This window comes from Teichococcus aerofrigidensis (genome assembly GCF_054073225.1).
The window spans coordinates 1-24,026 of sequence record NZ_JBSXMU010000055.1 but is presented as its reverse complement, the minus strand read 5'-3'; the positions used below and the strand labels follow the sequence as shown (position 1 = coordinate 24,026).

At 71.6% G+C, this 24,026-nt stretch carries 21 protein-coding genes and 2 pseudogenes; 7 read left to right on the top strand and 16 right to left on the bottom strand.

Going from position 1 to position 24,026, the window contains the following annotated elements:
• Window positions 1-120: 120 nt before the first annotated feature.
• From ACVMLK_RS12810 to ACVMLK_RS12765, 10 genes are all read right to left on the bottom strand, one after another.
• Window positions 121-1,230, bottom strand: coding sequence for a hypothetical protein (locus ACVMLK_RS12810; protein WP_457486597.1), 1,110 nt, complete (start codon window positions 1,228-1,230; stop codon window positions 121-123).
• A gap of 11 nt (window positions 1,231-1,241) precedes the next feature.
• Window positions 1,242-2,339, bottom strand: a complete 1,098-nt coding sequence (locus ACVMLK_RS12805; protein ID WP_457486596.1) for a hypothetical protein — start codon at window positions 2,337-2,339, stop codon at window positions 1,242-1,244.
• 59 nt (window positions 2,340-2,398) lie between these two features.
• Entirely contained in the window at window positions 2,399-4,636 is a 2,238-nt protein-coding gene (locus ACVMLK_RS12800) for a glycosyltransferase (protein WP_457486595.1), read from the bottom strand.
• 4 nt (window positions 4,637-4,640) lie between these two features.
• Window positions 4,641-5,729: a hypothetical protein gene (locus ACVMLK_RS12795; RefSeq protein WP_457486594.1), complete on the bottom strand. Its 1,089-nt coding sequence runs from the start codon at window positions 5,727-5,729 to the stop codon at window positions 4,641-4,643.
• Between the two features lie 238 nt (window positions 5,730-5,967).
• Window positions 5,968-7,272, bottom strand: coding sequence for a UDP-glucose dehydrogenase family protein (locus ACVMLK_RS12790; protein WP_198366483.1), 1,305 nt, complete (start codon window positions 7,270-7,272; stop codon window positions 5,968-5,970).
• A 51-nt stretch (window positions 7,273-7,323) separates the two neighbouring features.
• A complete protein-coding gene (locus ACVMLK_RS12785; RefSeq protein ID WP_457486593.1) occupies window positions 7,324-7,488 on the bottom strand; it encodes a hypothetical protein in 165 nt (54 codons plus the stop codon).
• A 67-nt stretch (window positions 7,489-7,555) separates the two neighbouring features.
• Window positions 7,556-9,832, bottom strand: a complete 2,277-nt coding sequence (locus ACVMLK_RS12780) for a glycosyltransferase (RefSeq protein ID WP_457486592.1) — start codon at window positions 9,830-9,832, stop codon at window positions 7,556-7,558.
• Window positions 9,829-10,800: a hypothetical protein gene (locus ACVMLK_RS12775; RefSeq protein WP_457486591.1), complete on the bottom strand. Its 972-nt coding sequence runs from the start codon at window positions 10,798-10,800 to the stop codon at window positions 9,829-9,831. Before ACVMLK_RS12775 ends, ACVMLK_RS12780 begins: the two co-directional genes overlap by 4 nt.
• Complete coding sequence (locus ACVMLK_RS12770) at window positions 10,797-11,807, bottom strand: hypothetical protein (protein WP_457486590.1); 1,011 nt, start codon at window positions 11,805-11,807, stop codon at window positions 10,797-10,799. Before ACVMLK_RS12770 ends, ACVMLK_RS12775 begins: the two co-directional genes overlap by 4 nt.
• A gap of 50 nt (window positions 11,808-11,857) precedes the next feature.
• Window positions 11,858-12,688, bottom strand: a complete 831-nt coding sequence (locus tag ACVMLK_RS12765) for an aldo/keto reductase (protein WP_457486589.1) — start codon at window positions 12,686-12,688, stop codon at window positions 11,858-11,860.
• Between the two features lie 35 nt (window positions 12,689-12,723).
• Here ACVMLK_RS12765 and ACVMLK_RS12760 point away from each other — a divergent pair, with 35 nt between their 5' ends.
• A complete protein-coding gene (locus tag ACVMLK_RS12760) occupies window positions 12,724-13,368 on the top strand; it encodes a hypothetical protein (RefSeq protein WP_457486588.1) in 645 nt (214 codons plus the stop codon).
• Between the two features lie 26 nt (window positions 13,369-13,394).
• Here ACVMLK_RS12760 and ACVMLK_RS12755 read toward each other — a convergent pair whose 3' ends face one another.
• The 3 genes from ACVMLK_RS12755 to ACVMLK_RS12745 all read right to left on the bottom strand — a co-directional run bounded on the left by ACVMLK_RS12755 (window position 13,395) and on the right by ACVMLK_RS12745 (window position 16,301).
• On the bottom strand, window positions 13,395-13,571 hold the full coding sequence (locus tag ACVMLK_RS12755) for a hypothetical protein (RefSeq protein ID WP_198366477.1): 177 nt from the start codon (window positions 13,569-13,571) through the stop codon (window positions 13,395-13,397).
• A gap of 65 nt (window positions 13,572-13,636) precedes the next feature.
• Window positions 13,637-14,800 (bottom strand): pyridoxal phosphate-dependent aminotransferase, encoded by a 1,164-nt coding sequence (locus tag ACVMLK_RS12750; protein WP_457486587.1) that lies wholly within the window; start codon window positions 14,798-14,800, stop codon window positions 13,637-13,639.
• Between the two features lie 22 nt (window positions 14,801-14,822).
• Window positions 14,823-16,301: a gamma-glutamyltransferase gene (locus ACVMLK_RS12745; protein WP_457486586.1), complete on the bottom strand. Its 1,479-nt coding sequence runs from the start codon at window positions 16,299-16,301 to the stop codon at window positions 14,823-14,825.
• Between the two features lie 247 nt (window positions 16,302-16,548).
• On the opposite strand from ACVMLK_RS12745, the gene ACVMLK_RS12740 reads away from it, so the two are divergent.
• The 6 genes and pseudogenes from ACVMLK_RS12740 to ACVMLK_RS12715 all read left to right on the top strand — a co-directional run bounded on the left by ACVMLK_RS12740 (window position 16,549) and on the right by ACVMLK_RS12715 (window position 21,735).
• Complete coding sequence (locus tag ACVMLK_RS12740; RefSeq protein WP_457486585.1) at window positions 16,549-17,334, top strand: DsbA family protein; 786 nt, start codon at window positions 16,549-16,551, stop codon at window positions 17,332-17,334.
• Window positions 17,335-17,443: 109 nt separating this feature from the next.
• Window positions 17,444-18,418: a peptidase M14 gene (locus tag ACVMLK_RS12735; protein WP_457486598.1), complete on the top strand. Its 975-nt coding sequence runs from the start codon at window positions 17,444-17,446 to the stop codon at window positions 18,416-18,418.
• A 179-nt stretch (window positions 18,419-18,597) separates the two neighbouring features.
• Entirely contained in the window at window positions 18,598-19,695 is a 1,098-nt protein-coding gene (locus ACVMLK_RS12730; protein WP_457486584.1) for an Ldh family oxidoreductase, read from the top strand.
• 132 nt (window positions 19,696-19,827) lie between these two features.
• Complete coding sequence (locus tag ACVMLK_RS12725; protein WP_457486583.1) at window positions 19,828-20,802, top strand: Bug family tripartite tricarboxylate transporter substrate binding protein; 975 nt, start codon at window positions 19,828-19,830, stop codon at window positions 20,800-20,802.
• A pseudogene (locus tag ACVMLK_RS12720) lies at window positions 20,720-21,253 on the top strand (NAD(P)-dependent oxidoreductase); the annotation flags it as partial. The gene ACVMLK_RS12725 and the pseudogene ACVMLK_RS12720, both read left to right, overlap by 83 nt.
• 65 nt (window positions 21,254-21,318) lie before the next feature.
• Entirely contained in the window at window positions 21,319-21,735 is a 417-nt protein-coding gene (locus tag ACVMLK_RS12715; protein ID WP_457486582.1) for an NAD(P)-dependent oxidoreductase, read from the top strand.
• Between the two features lie 11 nt (window positions 21,736-21,746).
• Here the strand turns inward: ACVMLK_RS12715 and ACVMLK_RS12710 are convergent, their stop codons facing one another.
• The 3 genes and pseudogenes from ACVMLK_RS12710 to ACVMLK_RS12700 all read right to left on the bottom strand — a co-directional run.
• On the bottom strand, window positions 21,747-22,511 hold the full coding sequence (locus tag ACVMLK_RS12710; RefSeq protein WP_198366469.1) for a competence/damage-inducible protein A: 765 nt from the start codon (window positions 22,509-22,511) through the stop codon (window positions 21,747-21,749).
• Window positions 22,512-22,670: 159 nt separating this feature from the next.
• On the bottom strand, window positions 22,671-23,675 hold the full coding sequence (locus ACVMLK_RS12705) for a bifunctional GNAT family N-acetyltransferase/(deoxy)nucleoside triphosphate pyrophosphohydrolase (protein ID WP_198366468.1): 1,005 nt from the start codon (window positions 23,673-23,675) through the stop codon (window positions 22,671-22,673).
• Window positions 23,676-23,736: 61 nt separating this feature from the next.
• Window positions 23,737-24,026 (bottom strand): annotated as a pseudogene (locus ACVMLK_RS12700) (ribonuclease E/G); the annotation flags it as partial.

Sequence of the window (24,026 nt, the reverse complement as noted above, 5' to 3'; positions counted from 1 at the left end):
GCGTGGGCGGCGCGGCGTCCTGCCGGCGCAGGCCGCCGCCTGAACGGGATTGGGACTTGCGCTTGCGCATGGCGTGAGGGTTCCGGTGCTTCAGTGAAGGGCAGGAGTGGTCGGAGACGATCATGGACGTGCCCCCAACGGGGCAATGGCGAGACGGCCGGCCTCGGTCAGGCCGCCGCAGCGCCAGATGCTGCGGGCGGTCCTGCCGTCCCACTCGAAGTAGAAGGCGGCCTCAAGGGAACCGCGGCGGGCATGCTCCGCGAGATTACGGCGAGTCTCACGCACCAAGTCCGCTCGCGCGTCGTCGTTGAGAGGGCAGGCCCGTGCCGCATTGCTGATCCCCCATTCGGTCAGCCAGCAGGATCGCGCCGTCCGGCCGAGGCCGCATTCCTTGAGCGCGGCGTCCAATGCCTCCCGTCGCTCCACCGGCGTGGCGCCGGGCGCGGGATAATAATGGATGGCGGCGGCATCCGCGTAGCGTGACAAGCCTTTCTCCGCCAGGAGCGACAGCGTGGTGCCGGCATCCACGACATCCGCCTTCATCGCCGCGGCGAAGTCGGGGCGAATGCGCGCCATTCCAGCGGCCAGTATCAGCATGTCCCGATTGACGGCGCTCCGCGAACGCTGCTCATACACAATGCGGAGCAGGTCCATGTAGCGATCCAGCCCGCGTTGATAGGCGCCGCCGCCGGGCATCCGTGACAGGTCGGTGTGGACCTGGCCGGGCCGCCCCGCCTGTGCCGCCACGTCCCCGTTGAAGGCCCAGTTGATCTCGTTGCCGACCTCCATGGCCAGCAGACGAATCTGGCGGCGCTCCAGCTCGGACCAGAGGTCCTGAAACACCTGCTGGAAGCGTTCCGGCCTGATCGCCGACAGGGGATAGGCGCTTTCCACCCGCCCGCCCGCGCGGGGCGATATTCCAGGCGAATAGTAGGCGTCGACGTTCAATGACACTGCCAGCACGACCTGAAGGCCGCGCCGGACGGCCTGCTCGACCGCATCGAGACTCGCTGGAAAGGGAGGGTTCAAGGTCAGCCGAACAGCGCCAACCCCGGCATCGGCCATGGATGCAATGGCATCCTGACGCTGCGGAGCCGGCAGCCAGGCGAGATTGACCTGATTGACCCCGATCACCACCCCGTCGCGCCCCAGCACCTGCGATGGGCAGGCGACCCAGAGAAGCAGGGAAAGGAACAACCCTCCGATGGAGGCTGAGATACGGATCCTCATCAAGGTAGCGCCTAAGGCCCGGCGCCCACGGCATTCAGCAAAGGTCTCGAGGCGCCTCGGCGCTCCAGTCGTTCCATCATCCTGAGGACATCCGGATGGCCGTTCAGATGCGGCAATCCGCGCAGGAAGCGCACCGCGACATCGGCCCCCCGAACCGAGGCCACGATGCCGGCATGCTTCGTCGCCAGCCAGGCCGGCGCCTCGGCCGCCGCCACCGACCGTTCGCTGATGGTCATGGCAAGCTCGGGTTCACCGAGCTTCAGAAAGACCTCGGCGCTCATGAAGAGAAACTCGTGGTCGTCGGCGGGTCCGCTTTCGAAGCTCGCACGGGCCATGGCGCGATGGTGCTCAAGCGCGTCCTCCCCGACACCGCGGAGGTAGTTGAAAAGCGACTTCGGATCCTTGCGGTAGGCCAGCTGACTGCGGCGCACCAGGGCATCGGTGTCCGGCAGCCTGGCCGCGTGCAGATCATCCAGGAGGGTACCAAGGATGCCCGCCTTCTGAAGGGCCGGGCTGACCGGATGATATCCGTAAGGAACGTCGATGAGATGCCAGGCGTTTGCTCCCACCTGACCCCGAACGCGGTCCAGGATCTCGAGATGCGGGCGGTCAAGCGCATGCTGCCGATCCACGAAGATCCAGGCCGGAAGGCCGGCCTGCTCCCGGAGCGCGATCTCCTCGTCGAACTGCGCGGAGAAGAACGGCCTGTACTCATCCCAGCGCGTGTCGAAGGTGCCGAGCGGGGCCAGGATGTAGGCTTGCGGAGACAGCGCGACGATCGCGGCGGCTTCAAGCCGGCGCCCGAACATCAGGGCGCCATAGCCGCCCATGGACGAGCCATAGAGCACAGAAGGCCCGAGGCGAAGGCGGGCGATGACCTCAGCAAGCTCGGCCATCTCGGGGGTGTGCCACCAATGGTTCCACTTGGACTGGACATGAAGGGCGGGAATGCCACGCCGCGCGAAGAAGTCGCCGCCAAAGATAGGGCTGATAGGCTGCCGGGAGCGGGACGAGAAGGTAACGAAGGGCACGCCCTTCCTTGCCCCCCGGCCAATGTGTTCATTGGCCGAGATCCTGATGTCCGCTCCATCAAACTGGATGCCGCTCATATGGCCTTCGATCCCCCAATGACGCCGGCTGGAGCCGATGGCGGCCCGCCCCGGGCTCCCTACTGATACTTCCGCATGATGTTCCGAAGATGGACCACGCCACGCTGAACTTCCGGCAGGTGATCGGCCTGCCCCTCCAACGTGCTGAGCGCGAAGTGGGAGACGGAGCGATAGGCCTGCATGAGCAACTGCTTCTCGAACTCCAGCACCTTCTTCTCCTCCTCGAGCTTCTCGACCTGCCGGCGCAACGCGCCGGCCTCCCGGCTCAGGTTGCGCCGCGCGGAATCGGCGGAGGAGGCCTTCCAGAACAGTCCCTGCGACAACAGGACGAAGGGTTTCACCTCAGCCGGGGCGGACTCGAGATAGGCATTCGCCGCCCGCATCATCGCGCCGGCCCGGTCGCGCTTGCGCCATCCGGTGCCCCAGCTTGCCAGCGTCGTGCGGTACCAGAGCAGGGCTTCCGGCACCACGTCGACCTTCAGCCCCTTGGCCCAGGCCTTGGCGAAGAAGCGCCAGTCCTCCGCGTGGTTGAAGCAGCCATCGACAATGAAGCCGCCGATCTCCAGGAAACGGTCGCGCCGCGCGAAGCAGTTGAGATCGCCATAGCTGTTGTAGATCAGGCCGAGCGGCCCGAAATCGCCCATGACGATGTAGCGCTTGACCGCGTCCTCGTCCTTCTCCGGCGGAGCGTCCGTGACGAAGTGGTCATTGAAGCAGGTCAGGATATCGGCGCCGCCATTCTCGGCCGCCGTGCAGAACACCTCGACCTCGTTCGGCTTGGGCACGTTGTCGTCGTCCATGAACAGGACGTACTCGCCGCAGGCGGCATAGGCGCCGGCGTTGCGGGCCGCGGGCTCATAGACGTTCTCCCCCATGCGGAGGACACGCAGGTCGTCGCGGCCCTGTGCCTCCAACGCGTCGAGATAGGCCACGGCCTCCTCGGACCGGCTGCCATTGTCGACGACGAGGATCTCGAGATTGTCGTAGCTCTGCCGCTCCAGCGCCTCCAGCGCCTGGGCCAGACCGCCCGGCCGCTCGAAGTGCAGGATATTGACCGTGACGAGGGGGCGCCGTGCCTGGCGCCGCGGCCGGGCGCGCTCCAGGGCCACTTCGGCCTCCAGCTCGCGATGCAGCCGGAGAATGGCCTCCAGATTGGCCGGGAAATCCACATTGGAACGGGCGGGACCGAAGTCCTCCGCCGCCATGGTCCGCAGGATATGCTCGGCCATGCCGGCCGGCGTCGGTGGATAGAGGACCGCGTCGCGGCTTTCCGGAGCGATCAGCTCGGCGACGCCGCCGACATCCGTCGAGATGAAGGGGATGCTGTGATAGATGCACTCCATCACCGTATAGGGCGAATTGTCATGCAGCGCGGCGAGAACCGCGATGCGCCCCTCGCCATGCAGGTAATCCACGGCCTGGAAGGTATCCAGCCCCGAGACGACCTGGACCTCGCGCTTCCACCGGGCCGTGCGGGCATCAAGCACGTCCTGCGGATACTCCTTCCCAAGCTTGCCCAGGAAGGTGATCTTCACATCCTCCGGCAGCAGCCTGTTGATACGGTCGATGGCGTCGCAGAAGATCAGCAGGCCCTTGCGCGGCTCGATGCGGCCGAAGAACACCAGCTCCTTCACAGGCCCCTTGTGCGCGGCCGGCACGTCCGGCGGCGCCCCCTGCATGCGGCTGGGCATGAGATTGGGCAGCATGATCTGCCGGGAGGGAAGCTTGAAGCCATTCTCCCGCAGCCAGCGCAGCATGTAGTGGCTGGGGCTGATGACCATGTCGGACAGCTCGATCAGGCACCGCTCCATGCGGTCCCGCACCATGTATGAGATGTCATCCACCGGTGCGGAGTTGGTCAGGCGCGACCACAGCGTGGGCGAATGGGTGGTTACGGCGATGCGGGTGTTGTGCAGACAGAGTCCCTGCGACTTCGCCAGGGCCGTGTAGTAGCCCAGGCCGATATAGTCGACGAAGTGGATCAGGTCGAAATCGGTGTCGCGGAGCTGCTCATAGACGCGGTAGCTGCGCGCGAGATTGTCCTCGTCATAGACGGTGGTCGAGCGGTGCAGGGGCGGGTTCGAGGCCGGGCGGAAGCCGATCAGCTCGACATTCGAGCGCCGGTACATCCGCTGCCAGTATTCGAGATCGTGCATCTCGAAGTAGGTCGAGGTGTAGAAGAGCGTGACCTCGTGACCGGCCGCCGCCAGCCCCTGGGCCAGCGCCGTGCAGGCGGTACCGACGCCACCATTCTTGATCGGCCCGACGATGTCCGGCGAGGCAACGCAGATCTTCATTCTCTCATACCGCCCCTTGCTCGTGGGCCATTTCGGGACAGGGTCCGGCCAGGTTGCGTGTCATGCACACCGCCTGGCTGACCCTCCAGGGACTATGGGCCAGCTCGATATCCGTGTTGTGGACACGGACGGAGACCAGCGCATCGGCGCTCACCGGCAGATGGATCGGATTGGCGTAGCGGAAGCGGAAGCCCCCGCATTCCGGGGAAAGACCGAGCGCTTCGAGATCCGGCCGTGGCTCCAGTGCCGGAACCGTCGCCTGGAAGACATCGTTGATGAAGACATCGACCAGTGCCGGGCGGCTCGGAAGATCGGGGTTGCAGACGAAGCCGCTGACCATGCTCTCGTTGCAACGCTCCACGCCGCCGGCGAAGCGGGACATGATCCGCGAGGATCCCACAACAGCTTTCGCTCCGCCCAGCTCGACCGCGACCTCGGCAATCATCCCATCGCCGATGAGCGCTCCATCATCGGCCACTATCGTGAAGTCCACGGCAGGCATGAAGTCCTCCGAGGCCGGCACGGGAAGCGCCGCGAAGCCGCCGGGCCGTCCGTCCACAAGCAGCACCAGCCTCCCACCTTGCAGGCGCGCCGGCTCGGTCCAGCGGAGATCAGGAAACTGCAGTGTACCGGCGATGTGCATGACGTCCGCGCGCCGGACGGTCCCCTTGATCAGGCCGGCATTCAATCCGCCCAATCCGGTCACGCGGCGGATTCCATGGGAATACTTCAGCAATGCCTGCGCGATCAGATCCGCATGGCGTGCGTAGTCGGCACTGTCCCCCTCGGCAAAGCCGACCTTCAGCACCCCGAAATGTCTCGTGAGACGCACGTGCATGTCCGCGGCCGTGACCGAGGGAGGGGCCGGAATATGGATCTCGCTGCCCCACTTGCCGCCGATGCGGTCGTTCAGCACCATGCGCTCGCGCTCCGGCAGCACCTTGATGTGCAGCAGGATGTCGTCGCCGTGCAGGAGGTCGATACGGGCCTGCCGGCGCGCCGCATCGGGGGTGATGACGAAATCCCAGCGCCCGGCGGGAAGGAAGTCGTCGGCGGCCAGGTCGGCGGTCTCGCCTGTCGAGTGGAGCATCATGTCCAGCCTGGTCTTCCCCTGATGGCAGACAGGTCCGCCGTAGAGCATCCGCCGGAGCGGCGAGCCGGAAAGGCCTAGGCGGTCTCACCTTCGAGTAACTAATACCGGCGCCCATACCACCACAGCAAGATATCTTTTGTGCAACGCGCAACTTATGGTTCGCATGATCCCTGGGCCGCACGCATGAAAAAGGGCGCCGCATGGCGCCCTTTTCCGTCTCCTGGACGATACAGGAACGTCAGGGCCGGCCGATCGAGGAATAGTTGAACCCAGCCTCGCGCATGGCGGCCGGTTCCCAGACATTCCGAAGATCGCAGATGACATCTCCCGCCATGGCCTTCCTGAGCTTCTCGGGGGAGAGAGCCCGGAACTCGTTCCACTCGGTGATGACGACCAGCGCATCCGCCCCCTGCACGGCGTCCATCGCGGTTTCGGTGAACTGGAGCGCGGCCGGCAGCATCTCCCGCGCATGCGCGGGCTGCGGGTCATAGACCTTCACGGTCGCCCCGGCATCGAGCAGCGCCGGAAGAATCACCAGCGAGGGCGCGTCGCGCATGTCGTCGGTCTCGGGCTTGAAGGTGACGCCCAGCACGCCGATCGTCTTGCCCTTCACCGAGCCGCCGCAGGCCGCGATGACCCGCTGCGCCATCTGCTCCTTGCGCGCATCGTTGGCGGCGATGGTCTGCTCCACGATCGTGACCGGCGCGCCAAGCTCCTGCGCGGTCCGCGCCAGGGCCAGGGTGTCCTTCGGGAAGCAGGAACCACCGTAGCCGGGGCCGGCATGCAGGAACTTGCGGCCGATCCGGCCATCGAGCCCCATGCCGCGCGCTACGTCATGCACATTGGCGCCGGCCTTCTCGCAAAGATCGGCCATCTGGTTGATGAAGGTGATCTTCACGGCGAGGAAGGCATTGGCCGCGTACTTGATCAACTCGGCCGTCTCGATCGAGGTGGCGACGACCGGCGTCTCGATCAGGTACAACGGGCGGTAGAGTCGCTTCAGCACCGCCAGCGCCCGCTCGGAATCGACGCCGACCACGACGCGATCGGGCCGCATGAAGTCACCGATGGCATTGCCTTCACGCAGGAACTCAGGGTTCGACGCCACCTCGATCTCGAGATCGGGGCGCGCCGCGCGCACGATCTCCTTCACCCGGCGCCCGGTCCCGACCGGCACGGTGGACTTCGTCACCAGCACCAGCGGCCCCTCGGCCGCCAGCGCCACCTGCTCGGCGGCGGAGAAGACGTAGGTCAGATCGGCATGGCCGTCGCCGCGCCGCGTCGGGGTACCGACGGCGAGGAAGACGGCATCGGCGCCGTGCATGGCTTCCTTGAGATCGGTGGTGAAGCTCAGCCGGCCGTCGCGGGCATTCTCCTCCACCAGGCGATCGAGCCCGGGCTCGTAGATCGGGATCCGGCCCTGCCGCAGGGCCTCGATCTTGCGGGCCTCCGTGTCCACAATGCAGACATCGACGCCGAATTCGGCGAAACAGGCGCCAGAGACGAGACCGACATAGCCGGCCCCAATCATCGCTATCTTCATTGTGTCCTCAGCTCGCCTTTCAGAAGTGCCACCGGCGCCATAGGCCGCCCGTCATTGGTGAAACGCAACCACAAAAGCCCCGGTGGACATCAACAACCAAGTCATGACATTGCCTCCATGACCGTCCTCCTTGCCTGGAGGATCGCGGGCTGTGGCAGCAGCGGTCTGGAACCGGTGCGGCATTTCTCGCGAAGGCCATTCGACCATCACGCGCATCTTCTTCCTTCTTTACTACAACACCATCGAAGCGGGAAGAACAGTTATCCGCGATGACGCATCAGCATCACGAGGATGTCCCGCCCGCATCGGAATCGCGGCACTTGTCGCCGATAAGGCGGACGTGTCGCAAAATCCTCTCGCGCGCCTCCGCGTCGCCGGCGCCATCCCGCAGCAGGGCAGGCAGGATGCCGGAGAGCGCCGTATAATTTTTTCGAAGATTTTCGTTTTCCAGGCTTAGCCTTTCCTCTTTTGCGCGCAGCGTCGCGTTCTCCTGGCGCAGCCGCTCCAGCTCCGCCCCCCGCCTCCGCGTCTCGGCGGCTTCGCTCAGCGCCTTCCAGAACAAGCCCTGGGCGAGATGCAGGAAGGGACGTAGGCTCGCCGGCGCCACGGCGAGATAGGCCTCGGCGGCCCGCATCAGCGCGCCGGGCCGGTCGCGCCGACGCCATCCCTCCTGCCCCGGCGGCGGCGCGCGGTACCAGAACAGCGCCTCCGGCACGACCTGGATGCGCAGGCCCTGCGCCCAGGCATGGGCGAAGAACCGCCAGTCCTCCGCATGGTTGAATCGCCGGTCCTGCACGAAGCCGCCGATCGCCAGGAAGCGGTCGCGCCGGACGAAGCAGTTGAGATCGCCATAGGCGTTGAAGATCAGCCCCACGGGCCCCGCATCGCCGAGCGCCAGGAAGCGCTTCGCAGCGCCACTGTCCTCCTCCGGTGGCGCCGCTCCCTGGAAGTGATCGGCGAAGCAGGTCAGCACGTCGGCGCCGCCGGCCTGGGCGGCGCGGCAGAACAGCTCGACCTCCCGCGGCTTCGGCAGGTTGTCGTCATCCATGAACAGCAGGTACTCGCCCCGCGCCGCCCGGGCGCCGATATTGCGGGCCTCCGGCTCATAGAGGTTCTCCGGCAGGCGCAGCACCCGCGCGCGCCCCTCGGCTTCCAGGGCCACGAGGCAGGCCAGCGCGACCGGGTCGCGGCTGCCATTGTCCACCACCAGCAGTTCGAGCCGCGGGTGGCTTTGCCGCGCCAGGGCCACCAGCGCCTGTTCCAGCTCGGCCGGGCGCTCATGGTGAAGGATCACGACGCTGACCAGGGGCTGGCGCGGCGGTGGCGGTGGCGGGCGCGCCGCCTCCGCCGCCAGTTCCGCCGCCAGTTCCTCGTGCAGCGCCAGCATCCGCTGCTCGGCCTGCTCCAGCCCCGGGCGCGGCAGGGCCGGGACGAAGGCGCCGGGGGCCGCCCCGAGGACGGCGACGAGGCGCTCGGCCAGCGCCGCAGGCACCGGATCGAACAGCACCTCGGCCTGGCTCTGCGGCGCCAGGAGTTCGGCGACGCCCCCGACGTCGGAAGCGATGAAGGGAATACGGTGGTGCAGGCATTCCAGCACCGTGTAGGGCGAATTGTCGGACAGCGCGGCCAGCACCGCGAGCCGCCCCGGCTGCCGCAGATGGTCCAGCGCCGCGAAGGTGTCGAGCCCGTCCAGGATCTGGAAGGGCAGGCCCCAGCGCGCCGCCCGCCGCTCCAGCACGGCACGGGGATAGTCCGGCCCCAGCTTGCCGAGCAGCGTGACGCTCGTGCCGGCGGGCAGCCGGCCCCGCAGGCGGTCCAGCGCGTCGAAGAAGACCAGCAGCCCCTTGCGGGGCTCGAGCCGGCCGAAGAAGACGATCTCGCGCAGCGGCGCGGCGCCCGCTTCCACCGGCTCCGCCAGGATGCCCGGCTCCGGCGCGCCCAGGCGGCGCGGCATCAGGTTGGGCAGGACGCGCTGGCGCTCGGGCAGGGCGAAGCCCTGGTCGCGCAACCAGCGCAGCATGTACGCGCTCGGGCTTATCACCATGTCGCAGAGCGCGATCAGCCCGCGCTCCATGCGGTCGCGCAGCAGGGGGGAGATATCGTCCAGCACGCTGTTGTTGGACAGGCGCGACCACAGCGTCGGCGAATGCGCCGTCACCACCAGCCGGGTACGCGGCAGGCAGAGGCCCTGGGCCCGCGCCAGGGCGGTGAAGTAGCCGAGCCCGATGTAGTCCACGAAATGAATGACGTCGTAGTCGCTGTGCTTCAGCGCCTCGTAGACGTGATAGGCGCGGGCCAGGTTGTCCTCGTCCTGCACGGTCGGCGCGCGGTGCAGCGGCGGGCGCGGCGCGGGATCGAGATAGAGCAGCCGGATGCCCATCCGCGCGTAATCCGCGCGCCATCGCTCGCGGTCGCCCTGCTCGAAGTAGGTCGAGGTGTAGAACAGCGTCACGGCATGGCCCGTCGCCGCCAGCGCCTGCGCCAGGGCGGTGCAGGCGGTGCCGACGCCGCCGTTGCGCACCGGCCCGATGATGTCGGGCGTGGCGATGCAGATCCTCATTCCGCCGGCTCTCCGCCCAGCGCCGCCGCCGTGACCGGCACCGGGCGGGACAGCCACCAGGGGGAATGACGGAGCGCGAAGCGGGTGTCCTGGATGCGGGCCTCGAGGCGAAGCGGCACGCCCTCGCGCGGGAAGACGCGGCGCGGCAGGCGGAACAGGAAGCCGCTCCGGCCGAAGCCCGGGCCCAGCCGCGCCAGGTCGGGCCGCGGCCGGTCGGCGCGGGCCGCGCCCTGGAAGCGGCCGTCGAGATAGACATCGACCACCACGGGCTCCTCGGGCAGGGCGGGGTTGAGCGCCCATCCGCACAGGCCGGCCTCATCCGCCATCTCGATGGCGCCGCAGTAGCGTGAGGCGACGCGAGCCCGCGCCAGGCAGCGCGGCGGCTCCTCCCCCTCCAGCAACAGCTCGAGACGCATGCCCTCCAGCACCAGGCTGCCTGCGGCGTAGCGCAGCGTCGCGGCGCCCTCGGCGGGCACGTCGCCGGCGGGCAGGGCGGCGCAGGGCAGACCGTCGGCGCGCAACGAGAGCGAGCGGCCCGGCGGCAGGTCCTGCAGCCGGAAGCGGAGATGATGGCGGTCGGCGAAGTCGATCCGCGCCGCCGGCGCGCCGGGCGATTCGGCCGGAAGCCGTTCCTGCACCCCGGGCGGCAGCCGCCAGGCGGAACCGTCGCCGAGGCGAAGCGGGCGCGGAAAGCGGGCCGGCGCGGCCTCGCCGAGGCGGATGTCGAGCGTCTCCCCCTCCCCCTCCAGCACCACCGTGAGAGCCGCCGCCGCCGCGTCCGGCGGCAGGGGCAGACGGAACTCCGGGCCCCATCCCCCCGCCGCGTCCGGCGTGTTGACGACCAGCCAGCCGGCGGAGGGGCGCGGCTTCAGGTGCAGCAGGATGGCCTCCCCCGCCATCAGGTCGATGCCGCGCTCGCCGAGGACGGCCGGCGGCAGGATGCGCAGCTCCTGGCGGTGGCGCGTCACCCCTCCTCCCGCAGCGGCTCGAGGGGCGAGGCGCTGGCCCGGCCCAGCCGCCAGGGCGAGTTCCGCAGCTCGATCCCCGTCCCCGCGACGCGGACCGTCACGGCGCGGTCCTCGCCCGGAGGGATGTCCAGCGGCTCCGGGAAGTGGAAGAGGAAACCCCGCCGTGCGAGATCGGGGTCGGCGGCGGCGAGATCGGGGCGGGGCCGGTCGGCGCGGGCCTGGCCGAGCGGGCGGCCGTCCACCAGCACCTCCAGCAACAGGGGCTGCCCGCCCGGGGCATCGAGCGGCGCCGCCCAGCCCCGCACACCGCGCCGGCCGCAATGCTCCAATGCGCCGCGCAGCCGGCGGGCGAAGCGCGCCTCGCCCAGCGCCACCTCGTCCCCCTCCGCGCCGCGGCAGAGGAAGCGCAACGCTGCGCCGCCGGCCAGCCCCTCCGGCGCCGGGATAGCGAAGCGGCGGGGCCCAGGTCCGGGGGGAAGGGCCAGCCGCGCCACCTCCTCCTCCGCCACCCGAAGATGCAGGGTGGCGGACGCCTCGCCGAACCCGCCCACCTGGCCCCGGATGCCGCCCGGCGCATGACAGGCGTCGAGGCGCAGCCAGGGGCCGCCCTCCACCCGCGGCGGGCGGAGCCGGCTGAAGCCCGCCGTGCCGCGCAACCGCCGCGCCTCGCAAAGATCACCGCGCAGCGGGCCGTGTCGCAGCCGGCAGCCGGCCGCCTCGACCTCCACGGTGGCGCCGATCGTCAGCGCCACCTCCAGCCCGTTCAGCGCTCCGGCGGGCAGCGTCAGCCCGGTCTCGGTGCCCCAGCCTCCGTCGATCCGGTCATTGACAACGAGCCGCGCGCTCGCCGGACGGAGGCTCAGATGCAGGAGGATGTCGTCGCCGTCGAGATAGTCGAGGGTCTCTGGCCCCTCCCCCAGCACCGAGATGCGGAAGAGATGACGCTCGCCCGGCCGGAGAGGATCGGAAAGGGATTCCTGCATCGCCGCAACCATACGGCGAGCCATGACACCTTTCCACCCGCCTCCTTACCTTTCCGGGTAAATCTTCATGAAGCTTACAGCATTTCCAAAGGTTGCTTGCGCTTCGGCGGCGGGAAGGCACCGTCCAGTTCCGCCAGGCCCTCAGGCGTCAGCACCACCTTCCAGACCTCGGCGTTCTCCCGCAGATGCGCCTCCCCGGCGGCCTTCGGAATGCTGATGACGCCGCCATCGCGGAGCGACCAGGCCAGCGCCACCTGGGCCGGGGTCAGACCCTGCCGAGCCGCCACCCGACCCAGCACCGGATGCCGCAGCAGGGCGCCGCCCTGGCCGACGGGCGAATAGGCCATGACCGGCATCTTCAGCCGCGCGGCATAGGGCAACAGATCGAACTCCACGCCCCGCGCGCCGAGATTGTACAGCACCTGATCGGTGGCGCAGTTGGCGAGGCCGGGACCCAGCTCCTCAAGGTCGGCCACATCGAGGTTGGAGACGCCCCAGCGGCGGATCTTGCCCTGCGCCACCAGCGCCTCCATCGCCTCGACCGTCTCGGCCAGCGGCACGCTGCCGCGCCAGTGCAGCAGGTAGAGATCGAGCGCATCGGTCCGCAGCCGCCGCAGGCTCTGCTCGCAGGCCTGGGGCAGCCGCCGGCGGGAGGCGTTCTGCGGATAGGCCTTGCTGACCAGGAACACCTCCTGCCGCCGGCCGGCGATCGCCTCCGCCACCACCTCCTCCGCCCCGCCATCGGCATACATCTCGGCGGTGTCGATCAGCGTCAGCCCGAGGTCGAGCCCGAGCCGCAGCGTCCGCGCCTCGGCCGCCCGGTCGGCGCCGCGCTCGCCCAGCTTCCAGGTGCCCTGGCCAAGCCGCGGCACCGCGGTTCCGTCCGGCATGTCGATGGTGTTCATGGTAAGCTCCTTTCGGACATCCTATCTTCGACGCCATGCGCCGCCACGCCCTCCTGCTGCCCGCCCTCCTCGGCCTCGCCGGGGCGGCGCCGGCCCCGCCGCCCGCCACCCCCGGTCCGGTGCCGGCGGTGGAACAGTTCGGCCCCTGGCTGCTGACCTGCAGCACCGATCCGATGACCGACCGCGCGCAGTGCCGCCTGACGCTCGACCGCCCCGTGGAACCGGCGCGGGAGGGACAGGGCCCGCTGGCGCTCGAGGTCGCCCCCCGCCGCGGGCGGATGGTGCCGGTGGTGACCGCGCGGGACCTGGCGCTGGACAACGCCATGCGCGGGCTCCTGGCGCTGACCGGCACGGTGCAGATGCGCTTCCCCCCGAACCCGTTCTTCGAGATGCCCTGCGGGCTGGAGGGGCGCTCGGTGGTCTGCGCCCCGCGTCCCGAGGACGCCACCCGCGCGGCGCAGGAGCTGGCGGCGGCGGACCGCGTGCTGGTGCGGGTGCTGGGCCTGGGCCGGGCCACGGCGGAGGGCACCCCGCATGAGCTATCGCTCGCGGGCACGGCGGCGGCGATCGCCGCCTTCCGGGCCCGGGTGCCCGCCGAGCAGACGGAAGAGCCTCCGCCGCCCTTCAACCTGCAGGACCTCCTGCAGCGGCTCCAGAGCTTCTTCCTCCCCCGCCCCTGATCCGGCGCTGCCGCCGGGCGCGCCGCCTAGGCTTCACGGCCCCGTGGCCGGCGCGGCGGCGGCGCGGATGGCGCCGGCGCGCGACGGGGCGCCAGGGCGAGGGCCAGCACGGCATTGCCCGTCGTCCGGTCGCGCGTGGCACCCAGGAAGGGTCGCCGGGTCAGGAAGCCCGGCAGGCGGCGGTCGCTGCGGCTCATGGTCATCGGCCCGTCTCCATGGCGATGCATGATGCTGCAACAGCCGGCGCGCGCGGCGGTTGCGCCCGCCCTCAGCCGCGCAGCCAGCGCCGCAGCCGCTCCGGGGCCTCGGCCATCGCCGGCTCCGCCCCGCAATAGGACAGGCGCAGGAAGCGGTGGCCGCGCTCACGGTCGAAGTCCACGCCCGGCGTCGCGGCGATTCCGGCCTCGGCCAGCATGCGCGCGGCGAAGGCCACGCTGTCATTGCTGAGATGGCCGATATCGGCCCAGAGATAGAAGGCGCCGTCGGCCTCGGCCAGCCGTTCCAGCCCCGCCCCGGGCAGGCCGGCCAGCAGGACATCCCGGTTGCGGCGATAGACCGCCTTGTTGGCCTCCAGCTCCTCGGCGCAGTCGAAGGCGGCCTCGGCGGCGATCTGCGCGACATGGGGCGCGCTGATGAACAGGTTCTGCGCCAGGCACTCGACGGGCCGCAGCAGATCCTCCGGCAGCACCAGCCAGCCGATGCGCCAGCCGGTCATCGAGAAGTACTTGCTGAAGGAGTTCACCACCACCGCGCTCTCGCTGACGGCGGCGGCGGTGGCCTCCTCCATGCCGTAGGAGAGCCCGTGATAGATCTCGTCCGAGACCAGGCGCACGCCATTCGCGTGGCACCAGCGGGCGATCGCCGCCAGCGCCTCCGGCGACAGCATGGTGCCGGCGGGATTGCAGGGCGAGGCGAGGATCAGCCCCTCCGGGCGTGGATCGAGCGCCTCCAGCATGGCGAGGGTGGGCTGGAACCGCGTGGTGGCGTCGCAGGGCAGCAGCTGCGGCACCATGCCGAGCGCGGTCAGGATATTGGCGTAGGGCGGGTAGAACGGCGCCGCCATGGCGACGCGGTCGCCGGGATCGAAGGCGGCGAGAAAGGCCAGCGGAAAGGCGCCGGAGGCGCCGACGGTGACGGCGATGCGCCCGGCCGGCACCACCGCCCCGTACTTGTCGGCATAGTGCCGCGCGATGCGCTCGCGCAGGGAGCGCAGGCCGAAGGCCTCCGTGTAGCCCATGGGCGCGCCGGCCCGCAGCGCGCGGATCGCCGCCTCGGCGGCGCCGCGCGGCGCGCCGGTGGAAGGCTGGCCCACCTCCATCCGCAGCACGCCGGGCGCGCCCGGCGGCAGGGCGGCGGCGCGCGCATTGGCGGCGGTGATGACATCCATCACCAGGAAGGGCGGCGCCTCCGCGCCACGTCCGGTCTTCAGCATGGCCCCACCGCGACGATCGCCCTCATGGCGTGCCCATCACCGCCAGCCCCGCGCCGCGCGGATCGGTGGCCGCCGCGCACTGCGCCGCGCTGCCGGGCAGGTAGCGGCCGCAGGCGATGGCATTGGCCCGCCCCGGCTCCGGCACGCTGGCCACGGCATCGGCCAGGGGCGTGCCGTTCAGCAGGTGGCGCGCTGCCGGCAGGGCGAGGGCGATGGGCGCCGCCGCCTGGCCCGAGGCCGCGCCGGCATAGCGGAAGGCCCGCAGGCTGGTGTTGTGCGCCAGCGCGGCGGCGAGCAGCGGCGGCTCCACCCGCCCGACATCCGGCGCCGCCGCGAGCAGGAAGCCCATCTGCGGCAGGACGCGACCGGTGCCGAAGAGGTTGTTCAGGCTGAAGGCGCAGGAGATCGCATTGCCCTCGCGGTCCAGCGTCACCAGGCTGGAGGAGGCCGGCAACTGCGGCGCGCCGAAGGCCGCGCCGGGCGCGCCCGCCAGCAGCGCCGCCGGATCGCCGCCCCGCTGGCGCCAGGCCATGGCGGTGGCGAGGCCCTGCTGCGCGGCGGCATCGACGCCGGCGCCGCCCTGCAGGGCGCGGAAGGCGGCGGCTCCCGCCAGGCCGCCATCGGCCGGGACCGGCAGGAAGGAGAGGACGTCGTTGCCGACGGTCATCTGCAGCGGCACGCCCATGGTCGGGATCGCCGGCCGCGTGTCCTCCAGGGTGAGCCCACCGCCGATGCGCGGCGAGACCTGCTCCAGCCGGCGCGCCAGGGCACCCTGATAGAGATCGCCCACCCCGGCCGTGCGCAGCGCCGCGAGCGTGCTGCCCAGGTCCGGCTGCACCAGCCGCTCGCCCTCGCGCAGCGGCTGGCCGCCGGGCCCGGCGAAGATCGCCCGCGCGCCGGGATCGGCCGAGAGCGGGCCCGCCACCGCCGCCAGGTCCTGCGCCAGGGCGCGCGAGGTGGTAGCGCCGAAGCGGGCGAGCTGCTCGGCCGGAGCCATCAGCTCCTCGAAGGGGCGCCGGGGATTTCGGGTGTGCAGGGCGAAGAGGCCGCGCGCCAGCATCGGCACCGCCGCCGGGCGGTCGCCCCGGGCCTGCGCCGGCCGAACGGCGGGGAACAGCACCGCCTCGGTCTGGTTGCGGCCCCGGTCATAGACCAGGCAGGCGCCGCCGGCACCGAGGCCGCTGCGCGAAGGGAGCGTCACCGCCATGGCGAAGCCGGCCGCCACCGCCGCATCCGCCGCGGTGCCGCCGGCCGAGAGCACATCCCGCGCGACCAGGGCGGCGCGCGGCTCATCCGCCACCGCCGCGCCGAGGAAGCCGCGCACGTGACCGGCCTCGCCCTCGGCCGGGCCGGCGGTGCCGACGAGGCCGCCCACCGTCTCCCCCAGGCCACAGCCGGACAGGGCCAGCAGGCCGAGGCCGAGAAGGCCGCTCCGGAAGGCCGGGATCCCCGCCGGGCCGGTGGAAGGACGGCTCGACCGGTTGCGCGCGCTGCTCTTCATGCTGGCCTGTTTCACTCCGGTGCTGTCGGGGCCCGCGCCACGGCGTGGGCCGGATGGGTCCGGTACGAAAATCCGGTACGAAAATCCAGTACGGGCCACGCCCGGCCAGGCCGGGTTGTCGCCCGGCCATAGACGCCTTCGGCGAGGGCGGCAACCGCCTCCGCGCGCCGGCCGATGCCGCGATCCTGACCGCCGCCGCGCGAGAGGGGGGGCAGGTAGCCGCCCGCCGGCGCGCTAGGCTGGCGCCATGTCGCGCATTCCGCCCCCCTCCGCCCGCCGCCCCCGGCGCCTCGCCGTCCCGCTGCTGCTCGCCGCCATCTCCCTGGCGGCCGCGCCCGGCCTCCCCGCCTCGCCCGCGGCGGCGCAGGCGCTGACGCCGGAGCAGCGGCGCGAGGTGGTCCAGGTGATGCGCGAGGCGCTGCGGCAGGACCCGAGCATCCTGCGCGATGCCTTCGCCGCGCTGGAGGAGGCGGCGCGGCAGCAGGCCAGCGAGGGCCGCGCCGGGGCGATCCGCGCCGAGGCCGGGGCGCTGTTCCGCGATCCCGCCGATCCGGTGAAGGGCAATCCGCGCGGCGATGTGACCCTCGTCGAGTTCTTCGATGCCCGCTGCGGCTACTGCAAGGCCCTGCACCCGACGCTGGAGGCGCTGCTGCGGGCCGATCCGGGCGTGCGCATCGTCATGAAGGACCTGCCGATCCTGGGCCCGGCCAGCGTGCTGGCCAGCCGCGCCCTGCTCGCGGCGCAGCGGCAGGACAGGTATGTCGAGTTGCAGGCCGCGCTGATGAAGCTGCGCGGCGAGCCGACCGAGGCGGCGCTGCAGGCGGAGGCGAAGAAGCTGGGCCTGGACTGGGCCCGGCTGCGGCGCGACATGGAGGACCCGGCCATCGAGCGGCGGCTCCAGGAGCATCTGCGCCTGGCCCGCGTCCTTTCCATCGAGGGCACGCCGGCGCTGGTGATCGGTGAGACGCTGGTCCCCGGCGCCGTCGATCTGCCGACGCTGCAGCGGCTGGTGGCCGAGGCCCGCAAGGGCTGAGCCCCCCGGTTGCCCATCCCGCGCCCGTCTATACACTCCGTCTGTAGTGCAGTGCGATGGGGCTGGAGAAGGCAGGCATGTCCAATGAGGCCGCGAAGCGGTGAACGGCATGGCGGGCCATGGCTTCCTGCCGCATTTCCCCGTCCTCCTGCCGGTGCCCGACCTGCGCCCATGGCAAGCCGGCAACCTGCTGCCGGGCGTGTGGAGCTTCGACTCCGGCCGGCCCGGCCCGCATGTGGCGCTCTCCTGCCTGGTGCATGGCAATGAGTTCGCCGGCGCCCTGTTGCTGGCCCGCTGGCTCTCCGAGGGGCTGCGCCCGCGACGCGGCCGGCTGACCTTCATCTTCGCCAATCTCGCCGCCTTCGCGCGCTTCAATCCGGCCGATCCGACGCTCAGCCGCTTCGTCGACGAGGACCTGAACCGGGTCTGGTGCGACCGCGTGCTGGACGGCCCGCGCGACAGCCTGGAGCTGCGCCGCGCGCGCGCGCTGCGGCCGCTGATCGCCACGGTGGACGTGCTGCTCGACCTGCACAGCATGCTCTGGCCGTCCGACCCGCTGATCATCACCGGCGCCATGGCCCGGGCGCGCGATCTCGGCGCGCGGCTCGGCGTGCCGCCGCTGGTGGTGGCCGACCAGGGGCATGGCACCGGCCGGCGCCTGATCGACCACGCGACCTTCACCGTGCCGGAGGGCCACCGCCGCGCCATCCTGGTCGAGGGCGGCCAGCACTGGGAGCCGGAGACGCTGGCCACGCTCGAGGCCTGCGCCACCGCCCTGCTGCGCGAGACCGGGCTGATCGAGGCGCCGCCGCCGGCCGCGCCGGTCCCGCGCCCGGCCCCCAGCGTGGCGGAGGTGACCCGCACCGTCATCGCCGGCACGCACGGCTTCAGCTTCGTGAGGCCCTTCCGTGGCGGCACGGTGATCCGCGCGCGCAACACCCTGCTCGCCCTGGATGGCGAAGCCGAGATCCGCACGCCGCATGACGACTGCCTGCTGGTCATGCCGAGCCCCCGCACCATGCGCGGCCATACCGCCGTGCGGCTGGCGCGCTTCCTGCGGCCGGAGGATCTGGCGCCGCCCTGACCCTGTTCACGCGGCCCTCTCACCCGTTCTTCCGGCGCGCCCCGGATTGCCGACAGTGAACACTCCGTGCGAAGCTTGCCCTGACGTCCAGGAAGCCTATCCACCGGAGGAGTTTCGCATGATCCATGGCTGCAGCATCGTCCCCCCGCCCCGCCGGGCCGGCGACTGAGACGCGGGCCATGGCCGTTCCCGTCTCGCAGATTCCCGCCGATCGGGTTCACCGGCAGATCCTGGCGGTGCTGACCGCCTGGGGCATGGCGGCGGACCTCGCCGCCACCACCGCCGAGGCCATGGTCGAGACCGACCTGATGGGCATCGATTCGCATGGCCTGTCCATGCTGATGATGTACGAGACCCTGCGCGACGAAGGGCAGCTCGACCTCGCCGCGCGGCCCCGCGTGGTGCGCCGCAACGCAGCCACCGCGCTGGTGGACGGCGCCGCCGGGCTCGGCCATCCGGTCGCCGCCCTGGGCATGGAGCTCGCCGTGGAACTGGCCCTCGGCGGCGGTGTCGGTGCCGTCGGCGTGTTCAACTCGCACCATTTCGGCGCTGCCGGATACTATGCCCGGCTGGCGGCGCGGCGCGGCGTCATCGGTCTGGTGATGACCTCGGCGCGCAGCGTGCTGGTGGTGCCGACGCGCGGCGGCGTTCCGATGCTGGGCACCAACCCCCTGGCCCTCGCCGCCCCCGCCGGCCGCGAGCCCGCCTTCGTGCTGGACATGTCGAGCAGCACCGTCGCCGGCAACAAGGTCAAGGTCTACGACCTGAACGGCAAGCCGATGCCCGAGGGCTGGGTGATCGATGGCGAGGGCCGCCCGGTGACCGACGCCGCCGAGGGCATGGCCTATCTGTTCCGCCGGGCCGAGGGCGGGCTGACCCCGCTCGGCGGCGACGAGAGCGGCGGCGGCCACAAGGGCTATGGCCTGGCGCTGATGGTGCAGATCCTGGCCGGAACGCTGACCGGCGGCGCCCTGTCCGTGCTGCGCGACCGCACGCGGAAGGCCGGGGAGCCGGATAATATCGGACATTTCTTCCTCGCCATCGACCCCGCCGCCTTCCGCCCGGCCGAGGCCTTCGAGGAGGATCTCGGCACGCTGCTGGAGACCCTGCGCGCCACCCCGCTGGCCCGGCCGGATCGCCCGGTGCTGATCCCCGGCGACCCGGAGGCGGCCTCGCGGGCCGAGCGCCTGGCCGCCGGGATTCCGGTGCCGGAAACGCTGCGGGCGCTGGTGCGCGGCATCTGCGACCGCTGTGGCGCCGACTACCTGCTGGGCTGAGGGGGCGACGCCCCCGGCCGGACAGGGAACGACCCGATGCCGCTCCGGCGGGCGCGGCGCGGGTGGACGTGGACCGCGCAAAAAGACGGCCACGCATCACGCAAGACCGGGAGACCTTCGACAATGTCCAGGATGACGCGCCGCGCCCTCACGGCCGGCCTGCTCGCGGCGCCGGCGCTGCTCCGCGCCCACGGCGTGGCGGCGCAGGCGGGCGCCCAGGGCGGCTGGCAGCCCAGCCGCCGCATCGAGCTGATCGCCGGCTTCGCGCCGGGGGGCGGCAGCGACATCATCGCCCGCACCATCGCCGAGGCCTGTGCGCCGCTCTATCCGCAGCCCCTGGTGGTGGTGAACCGCCCGGGCGCCGGCGGGGCGCTGGCCGCGGAGGCGGTGGCTCGCACCGCGCCGGACGGCCACACCCTGCTGCTGGCCGGCGGCAGCGAAAGCACTTCCATCCCCGCCCATCGCGAGGTGCCCTACGACCCCAAGACCGCCTTCCGCGCCATCATCCGCCTGACCCGCAACGGGCATTTCATCTGCGTGCGCGGCAAGGGCGGGCGGTTCTCCGACATGCGGCAGGTGATGGCGGCGGCGAAGACGGAGCCGGGGCGCATCACCCATGGCTCGGCGGGGGCCGGCACCCTCTCCCACTCGCTCTTCCTGCTGCTGGAGCGGCGCGCCGATGTCGAGTTCCTGCATGTGCCCTACACGGGCGGCGGGCCGGTGGCCCAGGCGCTGCTGGCCGGCGAGATCGACCTCGGCGTGCAGGCCTCGGACGAGCTGGGGGGCCTGGCCGCCTCGGGCGACATCGTGCCGATCGCCCTCGCCTCGGCCGAGCGCTCGCCCGCCTGGCCGCAGGTGCCGACACTGCGCGAGCTGGGCTGGGACGTGCAGGCGGACAACCAGAAGGGCTGGGTCGGCCCTGCCGGCCTCACCGACGCCATGGTCGCCTACCACCACGACCGCTTCCGCGAGGGCATGAAGGCGCCATCCTGGACCCGCTTCATGGAGCGCATCCGGGAAACCGATGGTTATGCCAGCGGCCCCGACTTCCAGCGCGCCATGGACACCCTGCTGGACGATATCCGCGGCGCGCTGCGCCGGAGCTGAGGAGAAGCGCATGACCCCGATCACCCCGCCCGCCCCGCTCGCCTTCATCGGCCTCGGCGTCATGGGCGCGGCCATGGCCACCAATCTGCGCCGCGCCGGCTTCGCCCTGACCGTCCACAACCGCAGCCGCGGCAAGGCGGCGCCGCTGGAGGAGGCCGGCGCCGCCTGGGCCGGGACCCCGGCCGAGGCCGCGCGCGGCGCCGCCTGCATCGGCCTCTGCCTGCCGGACACGCCGGATGTCGAGGCCGTGCTGTTCGGCCCCGGCGGCGTGGCCGAGGGAATCGCCCCCGGCACGCTGCTGATCGACTTCTCCTCCATCGCCGCCGCCCCCGCCGCCGGCTTCGCCGCCCGGCTGCTGGCGGAGCGGGGCGCGCATCTGCTGGACAGCCCGGTCTCGGGCGGGCCGGCGGGGGCGCGGGACGGCACGCTGACCTGCATGGTCGGCGGCGCCGCGGCCGCCGTCGCAGGCCAGGGTCTCCGCGAAGTGGCGCCGCCGCCGCCGCCGTCTTCCAGGCCGTGGGGCGGAGCGCCACGCATCTCGGCCCCGCCGGCGCCGGGCAGGTCTGCAAATCCGCCAACCAGCTCATCATCACCGCCACCATGCAGGCGGTGTTCGAGGCGCTGGCGCTCGGCCGCAAGGCGGGGCTCGACCCGGAGGCGATGCGCCAGGCGCTGCTCGGCGGCTCGGCCCGGTCGGCGGTGCTGGAAGCCCATGCCAAGCGCTACCTCGACGGCGCCCTGCAGCCCGGCTTCCGGGCCGAGCTGATGCGCAAGGACATGCGGCTGGCGCTCGGCGCGGTGCGCGATCACGGCGTCTTCGCGCCCGCCACGGCGCTCGCCGCGCAGATGATGGAGGCGCTGGTGAACAGCGGCCGCGGAGGTCTGGATTCCGCGGCGCTGGGCGCGCTGGTGGCGGAGCTGTCGAAGGCCTGAGGGCGGCGCCCTCAGCCCGGCTCCCCCTGGATCGGCGTGTAGCCCAGGCCGGCGACAAAGCGGGTGATCTCCGCCGCCGCCGCCTCCACCGCCGCCGCATCGGTGCCCTTGGCCACCAGCGCCACGCCGTTCCCCTCCGGCCGGTAATAGGGGTAGGAGCCGATATCGAGATCCGGGAAGCGGCCCTGGATCTCGCCCAGGCCCTGGGCGATGGTTCCCTCCATCATGCCATGCGCGTGCACGGCGCGGGACTGCACGGGAACCCCGCCGGCCAGCGAGGGCGCCAGCCCTTCGAACATCGCCTGCATGATGCGCGGCACGCCGGCCATGACATGGACATTGCCGATGATGAAGCCCGGCGCGATGGACACCGGATTGTCGATCAGCGCCGCGCCGCGCGGCATCGTCGCCATGCGCTGGCGGGCGGCGTTGAAATCGCCGGGCGGGTCCTGCCGGGCGTAATGCGCCGCCAGCCGCTCCCAGGCCACCGGATGCGGCTCCCACGGCACGCCGAAGGCGGCGGCGACGCATTCGGCCGTGATGTCGTCATGCGTCGGCCCGATGCCGCCGGTCGTGAAGACATAGGTGAACGCCGCCCGGACCTCGTTCACGGCGGCGACGATCGTCTCCCGCACATCGGGGATGATCCGCACCTCGCGCAGGGGGATGCCGATCTCGCCCAGCCGCGTCGCCAGGAAGCGGATATTGGCATCCTGGGTGCGGCCGGACAGGACCTCATTGCCGATGACGAGAAGACAGGCGGTGGGATTGCTCATGGCGGGCTCCGGGATTGGCGGCATCAGCATCATCCGCGCCCGCGCCGCCTCGTCCAGCCGGCCGTGGATCGCGGCGGGCCGGGGATGGCCGGGCTCCGCTCCCGAGGGTAGGCCAGATCGCGGCCGTAGTCGAAGCCCGGGCGACCGCCGTGCCGGCCCTCAGAGGAAATCCCGCAGCAGCGCGACCAGCGGCCTGTCCGCCGGCGGCATGGCGTAGTCGCCGAGCTTGTTCGGCCGGACCCAGGCCAGGGCCTGCCCTTCCCGCGCCACCAGGCTGCCCTCCCAGCGGCGGCAGAGATAGAGCGGCATCAGCAGGTGGAAGCGGCCGGCATCGTGGCTGGCGAAGGTGAAGGGCGCGAGGCAGGCGGCGGAGACATCGATGCCGAGCTCCTCCTTCAGCTCGCGGATCAGCGCCTCCTCCGGCGTCTCGCCCGGGTCGAGCTTGCCGCCGGGGAATTCCCAGAGGCCCGCCATCGGCTTGCCCTCGGGGCGGCGGGCCAGCAGCACCCGGCCATCGGCATCCACCAGGGCGCAGGCGGCGACCAGCAGCATCGGCTTGGCGCCGGGCGGCAGTTCCTCGGCCGCCAGCGGCTCCGGCACCGGAACCGGCGCGGTCAGATCCTCGCGCCCGGCCTCGAAGAGGATGACCGGCAGCACCCGGTCCAGCGCGCGCATGTAGCTCTCGGACCGCCCCTTCTCGACCAGGCCGATGCGCCGCAGCACCTTGCAGGAGCCCGCGTTCTCCTCCGTCACCTTGGCGGTGATCCGGTCGAGGTCGAGATGCGCCAGCGCCCAGCGCGCCAGCCGCCCGGCCGCCTCGGTGGCCACGCCATGGCCCCAGAAGCGCCGCCCCACCCAGTAGCCCAGCTCCGCCTCGCGGGCCTCGCCCTTGCGGGTCAGGCCGACGCAGCCGACCAGCACCTCGGTATCGCCATCCTGCCCGACGATGGCCAGGTGCCAGGCGGAACCCTCGGCGATCTGCCGGTGGGTGGAGAGGATCCACTCATCGGCCAGCTCGCGTGGATAGGGGAAGGGCAGGCGGCTGAGGTTGCGCACCGTCTCCCAGTCATTGACCAGCCGGTGCAGCGCCGCCGCATCCTCGGCGCGCAGCGGACGCAGGGTCAGCCGCTCGGTCCGCAGCGGTTCGAAGTTCACGATGTCCATCACGCAGCCAGGCAGGAAGAAGAAGCCGGGGCCGCGGCGCGAGCCACGGCCCCGGAGGGCATCAACGCTTCCACCAGCCGCGCTTCTTCGGCGCGTCCGGCGAGGCGTCCACCAGCACGGGCTGGACCGGCGGGGCGGCCTGCGGCTCGGCCGCCCCGGCCTCCGTCACGGAGGGGTCCTCCACCGGGGCAGGCTCGGCCGGCTGGAGCGGGGCGGCCGCCACCTCGGCCACCGCCGGCTCAGCAACCGGCACCTCAGCGACCGGCGTCTCCGCCGGCGCCTCGGCCTTGCGACGGCTGCGGCGCGGCTTCGGCGCGGGCGCCTCGGCCAGCTCCTGACACATATACACAT

Bases quoted from the DNA above. Each gene is read 5' to 3' on its own strand.
- ACVMLK_RS12810 (WP_457486597.1), bottom strand. From the start codon at position 1,230: ATGAGGATCCGTATCTCAGCCTCCATCGGAGGGTTGTTCCTTTCCCTG.
- ACVMLK_RS12805 (WP_457486596.1), bottom strand. From the start codon at position 2,339: ATGAGCGGCATCCAGTTTGATGGAGCGGACATCAGGATCTCGGCCAAT.
- ACVMLK_RS12800 (WP_457486595.1), bottom strand. From the start codon at position 4,636: ATGAAGATCTGCGTTGCCTCGCCGGACATCGTCGGGCCGATCAAGAAT.
- ACVMLK_RS12795 (WP_457486594.1), bottom strand. From the start codon at position 5,729: ATGATGCTCCACTCGACAGGCGAGACCGCCGACCTGGCCGCCGACGAC.
- ACVMLK_RS12790 (WP_198366483.1), bottom strand. From the start codon at position 7,272: ATGAAGATAGCGATGATTGGGGCCGGCTATGTCGGTCTCGTCTCTGGC.
- ACVMLK_RS12785 (WP_457486593.1), bottom strand. From the start codon at position 7,488: ATGCGCGTGATGGTCGAATGGCCTTCGCGAGAAATGCCGCACCGGTTC.
- ACVMLK_RS12780 (WP_457486592.1), bottom strand. From the start codon at position 9,832: ATGAGGATCTGCATCGCCACGCCCGACATCATCGGGCCGGTGCGCAAC.
- ACVMLK_RS12770 (WP_457486590.1), bottom strand. From the start codon at position 11,807: ATGGCTCGCCGTATGGTTGCGGCGATGCAGGAATCCCTTTCCGATCCT.
- ACVMLK_RS12765 (WP_457486589.1), bottom strand. From the start codon at position 12,688: ATGAACACCATCGACATGCCGGACGGAACCGCGGTGCCGCGGCTTGGC.
- ACVMLK_RS12760 (WP_457486588.1), top strand. From the start codon at position 12,724: ATGCGCCGCCACGCCCTCCTGCTGCCCGCCCTCCTCGGCCTCGCCGGG.
- ACVMLK_RS12755 (WP_198366477.1), bottom strand. From the start codon at position 13,571: ATGACCATGAGCCGCAGCGACCGCCGCCTGCCGGGCTTCCTGACCCGG.
- ACVMLK_RS12750 (WP_457486587.1), bottom strand. From the start codon at position 14,800: ATGCTGAAGACCGGACGTGGCGCGGAGGCGCCGCCCTTCCTGGTGATG.
- ACVMLK_RS12745 (WP_457486586.1), bottom strand. From the start codon at position 16,301: ATGAAGAGCAGCGCGCGCAACCGGTCGAGCCGTCCTTCCACCGGCCCG.
- ACVMLK_RS12740 (WP_457486585.1), top strand. From the start codon at position 16,549: ATGTCGCGCATTCCGCCCCCCTCCGCCCGCCGCCCCCGGCGCCTCGCC.
- ACVMLK_RS12735 (WP_457486598.1), top strand. From the start codon at position 17,444: ATGGCGGGCCATGGCTTCCTGCCGCATTTCCCCGTCCTCCTGCCGGTG.
- ACVMLK_RS12730 (WP_457486584.1), top strand. From the start codon at position 18,598: ATGGCCGTTCCCGTCTCGCAGATTCCCGCCGATCGGGTTCACCGGCAG.
- ACVMLK_RS12725 (WP_457486583.1), top strand. From the start codon at position 19,828: ATGACGCGCCGCGCCCTCACGGCCGGCCTGCTCGCGGCGCCGGCGCTG.
- ACVMLK_RS12710 (WP_198366469.1), bottom strand. From the start codon at position 22,511: ATGAGCAATCCCACCGCCTGTCTTCTCGTCATCGGCAATGAGGTCCTG.
- ACVMLK_RS12705 (WP_198366468.1), bottom strand. From the start codon at position 23,675: ATGGACATCGTGAACTTCGAACCGCTGCGGACCGAGCGGCTGACCCTG.